The 7,697-nt window shown below is 66.3% G+C and carries 9 protein-coding genes; 4 read left to right on the top strand and 5 right to left on the bottom strand.

The genetic code is table 11. The features are described from left to right. From QZX79_RS12480 to QZX79_RS12485, 3 genes are all read left to right on the top strand, one after another. Positions 1 to 631 (top strand): serine hydrolase (locus QZX79_RS12480; RefSeq protein ID WP_294568583.1); only part of this gene is annotated, 631 nt, incomplete at its 5' end. Positions 632 to 975: 344 nt separating this feature from the next. After that, the gene (locus QZX79_RS18595) at positions 976 to 1,059 is read left to right on the top strand and encodes a helix-turn-helix domain-containing protein (protein WP_366484961.1); all 84 of its coding nucleotides are present in this window, start codon (positions 976 to 978) and stop codon (positions 1,057 to 1,059) included. 8 nt (positions 1,060 to 1,067) lie between these two features. After that, positions 1,068 to 1,751 (top strand): M48 family metalloprotease, encoded by a 684-nt coding sequence (locus tag QZX79_RS12485; protein ID WP_294568584.1) that lies wholly within the window; start codon positions 1,068 to 1,070, stop codon positions 1,749 to 1,751. A 65-nt stretch (positions 1,752 to 1,816) separates the two neighbouring features. On the opposite strand, the gene QZX79_RS12490 is transcribed toward QZX79_RS12485, so the two are convergent. From QZX79_RS12490 to QZX79_RS12505, 4 genes are all read right to left on the bottom strand, one after another. Then, the gene (locus QZX79_RS12490; RefSeq protein ID WP_294568585.1) at positions 1,817 to 2,527 is read right to left on the bottom strand and encodes a hypothetical protein; all 711 of its coding nucleotides are present in this window, start codon (positions 2,525 to 2,527) and stop codon (positions 1,817 to 1,819) included. 62 nt (positions 2,528 to 2,589) lie between these two features. Beyond that, on the bottom strand, positions 2,590 to 3,690 hold the full coding sequence (locus QZX79_RS12495) for a glycerophosphodiester phosphodiesterase (protein ID WP_294568586.1): 1,101 nt from the start codon (positions 3,688 to 3,690) through the stop codon (positions 2,590 to 2,592). Between the two features lie 105 nt (positions 3,691 to 3,795). Further along, positions 3,796 to 4,905, bottom strand: coding sequence for an aminotransferase class V-fold PLP-dependent enzyme (locus tag QZX79_RS12500; RefSeq protein WP_294568587.1), 1,110 nt, complete (start codon positions 4,903 to 4,905; stop codon positions 3,796 to 3,798). A 31-nt stretch (positions 4,906 to 4,936) separates the two neighbouring features. Next, a complete protein-coding gene (locus QZX79_RS12505; RefSeq protein WP_294568588.1) occupies positions 4,937 to 5,533 on the bottom strand; it encodes a CGNR zinc finger domain-containing protein in 597 nt (198 codons plus the stop codon). 101 nt (positions 5,534 to 5,634) lie between these two features. Between QZX79_RS12505 and QZX79_RS12510 the strand changes: the two genes are divergently transcribed. Then, the gene (locus QZX79_RS12510) at positions 5,635 to 6,480 is read left to right on the top strand and encodes an SDR family NAD(P)-dependent oxidoreductase (RefSeq protein ID WP_294568589.1); all 846 of its coding nucleotides are present in this window, start codon (positions 5,635 to 5,637) and stop codon (positions 6,478 to 6,480) included. A 469-nt stretch (positions 6,481 to 6,949) separates the two neighbouring features. On the opposite strand, the gene QZX79_RS12515 is transcribed toward QZX79_RS12510, so the two are convergent. After that, the coding region (locus QZX79_RS12515; RefSeq protein WP_294568590.1) for an FAD-binding protein at positions 6,950 to 7,697 on the bottom strand (748 nt) is incomplete at its 5' end.

Below are 7,697 nucleotides of genomic sequence, written 5' to 3' on the forward strand. Positions count from 1 at the left end.
CCATCAATACACCAACACCAACTACATCGTTCTGGGCCTGATCATCGAACGCATCACCCAACGGCCCCTGGCCGAACAGATCCACGATCGGATCGTCACACCCCTGGACCTGAAGCACACCTACCTGCCCGAACCGGGTGAGACCGGGCTGCGAGGAGACCATCCCCTGGGCTACCACAAGGACGCAAAGGGGGAACTACGCGACGTCACCGAGTACGATCCTTCCACGGCCTGGGCATCCGGAGCCATGGTATCCACACCGGCTGAGCTCAACACGTTCATGAAAGCCGTCCTCAACGGCGAGCTCCTGGAACCGGCCGAACTCGACCAGATGCTCACCGGCATCCCCACCGGCGACAAACTCATCCCCGGAAACACGTACGGGCTGGGGATCGAAAGCGGCGAACTGGGCGGCGGCACAACCTGGGGCCACAACGGCTACATCCCCGGCTACCAGACGATCAACACAGTCGCAGAGGACGGCACCGCCGTCACCATCACCCTCACAGCACTGCCAAACGTGATCTACGACGGCCCCCTCGATGGCCCCCTCGACGGCCCCCCGGAAGAATTCTTCGATTTCGCCCGCTTGTCCATCGACGCCGTCGACGAAGCCCTCAGCACGCCCTGACCCGACCGGTTAGCCGAATTCGCAGCCCAGAGGGGCCAGCGGTATCCGGCGATCGTGCAGCTCTGGGAGTCCTCGTCGAGTCCGCCGGGCGAGTCAACACCATCAGGAAGCGACGAGCAAAGGCGAAAAGAAGGGCCTGTCAACCGTAGGTGACAGGCCCTTCTTTGATCAGTAATCAATGGACTGACCTTCACACCTGGCGCGGCCCCGTTCGCGGAGTTTCAGCTGAACTTTACGGCGTCTTCGTCCTGAAACGCCGCAGCCTCCACCCACCACCCAACTTGCCACCCAACCCGCCAACCAACCCTCGAACCCGAATGGTTTTCGCATGACTCACCATCCCCATGTCCAAGGACGTACCCAAGATCGAAGTGGCCCGACGCCTCAACATCGAACGGACCACCCTGTACCGGGCACTGAACCGGTGAGGACCGAAATGGATATGTCCCGTGATCGCTACGTCATCGACGGATACGACGAGCTCCAAAGAGCCGCCCGCATCCACGTGTCGCGCATCAGTGGCGAGGAGGGCCTGCAGGTACCAGGAGTCAGCATTGTTCGGTCCGTCGGGCCGGGCCCATCTCGGGCCGACGCCTACTTTGCGACGCGCAAAGGCGTACCCACGATCGAAGTCACTGAGCGCGCCCTGCGTGAGCTGTCCCTCGAGGGACTGACCTTCCTGCTCGCGCACGAGCTCGGGCATCTCGCGGATGCGGCGCAGTTCGCGAGAAGAACCCGCCTGCTGGTTGCGGTTTTCTCCCTTGCGGGAGTGCTGATGTTGGGGGGCTTTCTAACGGCCGCCCTCGCGGGCTACTTCAACGCCAGCTCGTATGGTGGATTCGCCGCCCTGGTGATCGGCTTGGCCACCTTGGGTGTTTGGTTGCTTATGGCGTGCGCGATGAGTCGGGAAGGGGAGATGCGCGCTGACATGTTTGCTCTACGCCATGACCCAGAGCTGACGGGCGCACGTGAGGTGTTCGACTCGTGGGAAGTAGACAAACCGGAAGCAACAGGGCCCATGACGCTGACGCGAAGAGTGTCATTCCTCTTTCGGACCCGCCCCTACCGATCCACGAGGCTTCGAGCCATGCAGGCTGCACTCTCCCGAAACCACCGATGACCAGAAGCAGACGATAATCAGGATTGTCCGTTGGTTGCTGGCTGATGGTGGTGGGAGCAGTTGCGCTAATCGTGACGTGGACTGTGGCCATCGGATTCCCCGGAGGTGGCCTTCCGCGCGAGTCGCACGGCGGCTGCGGCCATCTCATCGGCAAGCCTGAAAACATCCCACAACGTCGACGGGCGCGTTTCGCTGCTGAAGGCCGTCACCGTTGTTCCACCTGAGGAGTCCTCGACGAAGAAGTGAAGGGGAGCAGGACGATTGAGGTGGAGAACCGCCGCTTGGTGGCGCAGCCCCGTGGTGTCCCAATCCCTGCCCAGCTCCACCCAGAGCGTGTTGCCGATCCGCCGGCTGCTGGCACCCGGTCGGGTGAACACCGCCTGCAGTGCGGCGAGCGTCTCGGGAACTCCTTGAGCCGCAGTCCACGACTCCTCGAGAGAGAACCGCCGGGCGGCGGTGCGGCGCATGACATCGATGGGCAGCCGGACGGGTCGGCGCAGGAACCCGCCCTGGGTCAGAAGAACCGCCAGGACAAAGACAGAAGGATAAAAAAGCAGGATCGTGAGCATCCCGAGCACGAGGGATTCGCCGGCATAGGTCACCCGGAGAGCGTTGAGGGCCAGCCATCCGCCCACCACCACCAGCACCGCGGCGGTCTTCCGCCACGGTGTGGTGAAGTAGAGCATCAACCGCTGCACCCAGCTCAGCGCCTCGCCGGGCGGCCCGCCGTCGGCGCCCCCATTCGGCCGGCCCGAAGTCATGCGCCAGTGTCGCACGGGCCGGGCGTTTCCGGCAGGGGCGAACCCACCGTAGCCGCCCGACCCGCGGCCTGCACCTCCTAGGAGGACGCCTTGGCTTCCTTGTACTGGTGGGGCAGCTTCATCGACTTCCCGGCGAGGACCCCGCGCAGCCGGTCCGGATAGTCGGTGATCAGCCCGTCGATGCCGAGGTCGATCAGGCTGGACATGGTGGCCTCGTCGTTCACCGTCCAGGGGATGACCTGCATTCCTGCAGCGTGCGCCCGCTGGACCATATCGGCGGTGACGTAGGGGACGTAGTTTCCGTCGGTGACCGTGCCGTTCTGCGGCGAGCCATGCACCGGGGAGACGGCGTCGAAGCCCAGGAAGGAGGCCGCCTGGACGAGGTCCCCGCCGAAGTCGTCGGCGTCGATGCCGCCGAGCCAGGGCGAGGCACCGGGCTGTCCGACCTGCAGGAAGTCCTTGTTGGTGAGGGCGACCGTCGGAATCTCCGGTGCCTGCTGCTGCACCAGGCGCAGGGCGCCCCAGTCAAAGCTCTGGATGGAGACCCGGCGCTCCATGCCGGCCGCGCGGATCTCCCGCAGCGCCACCTCGACGAACTGCTCCCGCGGGGCGGTCTGTTCCGGAGCGCCTGCCTCCACCTTGGTTTCGATGTTGAACTCGACCTGGCTGGCCCGGTGCGCCTTCACCAGGGTGAACAGTTCGGCCAGGGTCGGCATCTTCGCGCCCGGCGCGGCGACTTGGCCGGGGTAGGCGGGCAGTGAACGGGATCCGCAGTCGAGGGTGCGGACCTGGTCGAAGGTGAGGTCCTTGACGTACTTGCCGGCGTAGGGGAATTGCGGGTCGCCTGGGACCACGGGCGCGGTGTCGGCGCACTTGCGGCCGTCGATGCGGCGGTCGTGGGTGATCACCTCCCGGCCGTCGCGGGTGATCTGCAGGTCAAGTTCGAGTGTTGAGACCCCGGTGCGCAGCGCGGCGGCGAACGCCGGGAGGGTGCTCTCCACGGTGAGGCCGATCCCGCCACGGTGCGCCTGGAGGTCAAAGTGGGCACCGGCAGCGGCCGGCGCGGCGGGGCCGTTGGCGGCCGGAGCGGGAACGGCCTGTGCGGCGGCGGGGGCGGCGGTGCCGAACGCCAGGGCGAGGCAGAGGGCTGCCGTGGCGGGAAGGTGTCGTGGTTTCACTGGAGCTCCTGGTCGGGGGCGGTTTGCGCTTCCACCGTCGCGGGGACCAGCGAACAGATCGGGTCGGGAAGGTGGCCGGGGCGCTGACTCCCCCTGAACATCGGACTAAGCGGCCAGGATCTCCGCAGCGTCAACAAACGTCTGGGCCGGCGTCGTGGTGTGGGGTGAAAGGCGGATACGCCGGCCGTCGTGCGCTGTGGCACTGATGCCGGCGTCCGCGAGTGCCCGCAGGGCCGCTCCCGCGTCGGGAACCTCAACCGACACGATCCCCGCACGCTCGGCACGCCGCCGGGGCGAGAGCACCGGAAGACCTGCAGCATCGAGTTCGGCGAGCAGGCGGTCCAGCCCCGCCGCGATCCCCGCCTCGATCACGGGCGGGGTGGCGGCCTCGATCAGTTCGAGCGCGGCGGCGAAGGACCCCACGGCGAAAGGCGAGAGGTGGGAAATGCCGAAGCTCAGGGCGCCCGCCCGCGATGGGTGCTCGACGCCGTCATGGACGGTCGCGTCTTCGACACCCGTCCAGCCGCTCAACACCGGACGGATCCGCGCGATCCCGGCCTCCGAGAAGGCCAGGGCACCGGCACCCCACCCGCCGCGGATCCATTTTTGGCCTCCAACGACGAGTGCGTCGGCCACGGTCCAATCGAGCTCAACGGCGCCGAAGCCCTGGATGCCGTCCACGACGAGCAGCCGGTCCGGCCCGAGGACCTCCCGGAGGCCGGCCAGGTCGGCGCGGTAGCCGGTGCGGAAGTCCACGGCGCTGACCGCGAGTGCGACGGTGTCGGAGGTCAGTGCCTGTTCCACCAGTTCCACCGTGACGCGATCCCCCGGCGCGCCCAGGCGGTGGACGGCGCCGAGCCCCAGCCCGGTTGCACGGAGCCAGGGATAGAGATTGGCGGGAAACTCCCCCGCACCGACCAGGACCGTCCCGGCCCCAATTCCGAAGGCCACCTGGAACAGCCCGAGGGAGGTGTAGGGCAGCAGCCCCACACGCTCGACCGGGAATCCGCTGAGCCGGGAGAACGCCTGGCGCGCCCGCAGGTCCTGCAGGTGGAGTTGTTCGCTGGCGCCGACGGCTCCCTCGGCGGCCGTGCGCAGGAGGTCCGCGGCGGTCTCCTCGACCTGCCGCGACGGCGGGCCATAGCTGGCGAAGTTCAGGTACCCACCGGATTCGTGGAATGCCGACGCATACTCCTGCAGTTTGGAACCAGTCACTTCCGCTCCCCTTCCCCGGCGTGTCCGGTTTTCACTGGCCTGTAGCGTCCTTTGCCGCAGCACTGGCCTTGCGCTGCCGGTAGGAGCGCATCGCCATCTTCGTGCCGCAAGGATTGGCCCTGCAGTAGGCTCCGGCCCCATTACGGGTGCGGTCGTAAAACGCCGTCTTGCACTGCGGGTTACCGCAGGCCTTGACCCTGTGCCACCGCTCTTCAATCGTGGTGACGGTCAGGGCCGCCACGACCTGGCCCAGGACCGCCGCGAACCCGGACTGCATGGGCACGAGCTTCTGCCGGAGCGAGAACGGCATGGCCGTCAGGGGGTGCGCCGCGCCGATCTTCGCGATGGCGTCCTGCGCCCGGGCCACCTCCTCCTCCGAGACGGCATGGCCGGCGTTGTGCAGCATGCTCACGACCAGGGCGTCACGGAACTCTTTCGCGGCGGCAAGGTCTGCAGGAGTGAGGGCCAGGCCCCCGGGCGCCCCCATGTGTTGGGAGAGCCAACGGGAGAGCTGATCGGGGCTCTCCCAGTCCTCGCCTTTTTCCGCAGTCGCTTTGGTGTTGGCGAACGCCATGAGTGCCTCCACTCCTGGAGTGGCGGTCAGGACCGACAGGCTGGATGTGCTCACGCGAGGAGTGTACACCACTTTTGTTACGTCAAATGACTTTGAACATAACTTCGACCTCCCCAGGGGTTGAATGTAATGTTCTAACTTATTATGATCATAACATGATCACACAGACGCCCACCGAGGCGAAGACATGGTTTATCACTGGCGCATCGAGCGGTATTGGCCGTGAGCTTGTTCTCGCGGCTCTGGGTCGGGGCGATAGTGTCGCTGCACTGTCGCGGAAGACCGCGCCGCTGGATGATCTGGCGCGCGAGTACCCGAACCGCCTGCTGCTGCTGAGCGCCGACGTGGCGGACGAAGCTGCGGTCACCGCCGCGGTCTCGCGCACCGTTGAGAATTTCGGGACGATCGACATCGTGGCGAACAACGCCGGTTACGGGCTGTTCGGCGGCGTGGAGGAGGCAAGCGATACGCAGGCGCGTGCCATCTTCGACACGAACGTGTTCGGCGTGCTCAACGTCCTGCGCGCGACCCTTCCCGTACTGCGGGCCCAGGGAAGCGGCCGAATCCTCCAGGGTTCATCGCTCTACGGGCAGTTCGCACACCCGGGCGTCGGGATGCTCGCCGCGACCAAGTTCGCGGTCGAAGGCCTCTCCGAGGCCCTGGCGCAGGAGGTTGCACCCCTGGGCATCAAGGTCAGCATCGTCCAGCCCGGCGCCACCGAGACGCCGTTCCTGGCGAACCTTGCGTTTGCCGAACCCGTCGAGGCCTACGACGGAACCGTGAGGGCCGTGCAGAAGGCCATCGGTGAGATCCCGGCCGGATCCGGCATCGACCCGGCCGCCGCCGTGGCTGCCCTGATGGCCGTCGTCGACTCGGACGCCCCTCCGCTGCGCATCGCCCTGGGCGAAGCGGGTGCAGACCAGATGCGTGCGGCACTGAACGGCCGCCTCACCGAGCTTGACGCCTGGTCCACCGTGACCGCGTCGGCCGACAAGAAGTAACACCCAACTATCCGCACTCCACCGACCGGTCGGCACTCTTCGGGAGTGCCGGCCGGTTCACAGTTTAATGACGATCAACGGCGCACGCGCCCACTGGCGCAACTCGGGGAAGGAGTATTCGAGGCTGCGTGGGGTCAGTGGGCTGGCTGCGGAAGCACCGGTGCGGCTTGTGGGCGGGTGGAGGCGCATTCGGCGCAGGCGGGAGACCATCCGGTTCTCGGAGACAGGGAGTAAGCGTTAGAGGTTGGCCGCCCGAGCGGTGCAGGCACCCAAACACGGGAGCACCTGCACCGCCAGCGGTGCTGACGGGCAATCCTGTCCTATGGAGCGTTAGTGGTCGTTGTCCGCTCTTGATGCGAGCTTGACCTCAAGGATCAAGGCGCTACGGGCAACGACGGTCGCGCGCAGGCCGACGCCGCTGAGCAGGAAGCGGGTGCGGTGCGGATGGGAAACTGCGGTGGTTTCTGGTTCACTCGAGGAGTTTGCCGGCGACGGAGTCGTCGGCATCGGCTTCAGCGAGAGCACGGAACGAATCGGGAGCAGGCGGCAGCGCTTCGAAGCTGACTCCCTCCGCCGGAGACCAGACGAAGTTCCCCTTGAGGGAGGGATCCATTGCAGGGAAATCTGCACGGTTGTGAGCCCCACGGGTTTCGCGTCGTTCGAGCGCGCACTCCAGGGTGGCTCGTGCGGCCAGCAAGGAGCCAAGCAGGTCGTAGGCGTGTGCCAAGTCATCGAACCCGGCGATGTCCGGATGGGCGGTGACGTTCTGAGTACGTTCCTCCAGGGCTGCCAGCTTGTCCAGCCCTTCCTGAAGCCCCTGCCCGGTGCGCACCACACCTGCATGCTCGGTCATCAGGTTGCGCAGTTCGCGCTGTAGCCGCCGCACTGACTCGGTCCCGTTCTCGCCCAGCAGAGACTGCATCTCGGTGCGGGCCAGTCCGACGGCGGTGGGATCCCGGCGGATCTCGGTGCGGGCGCCCACATACCCGGCGACGTGCTCACCGGTGATGCGCCCGTATACAAGCAGTTCAATCAGTGAATTGCCACCTAACCGGTTGGCCCCATGCAGACCTGAGGAAGCCTCGCCGATTGCATACAGCCCGTCCACTCCCGTGTTGTGGTCCTCCGGTGCTACCCAGACCCCGCCCATCGAGTAATGGGCGGTGGGGGCGATTTCCATCTTGGTCGTGGTGATGTCCAGCATCTGCAGGTCGATC

Origin of the sequence: uncultured Arthrobacter sp., assembly GCF_902805515.1 — a bacterium.
Lineage (GTDB): Bacteria > Actinomycetota > Actinomycetes > Actinomycetales > Micrococcaceae > Arthrobacter_D.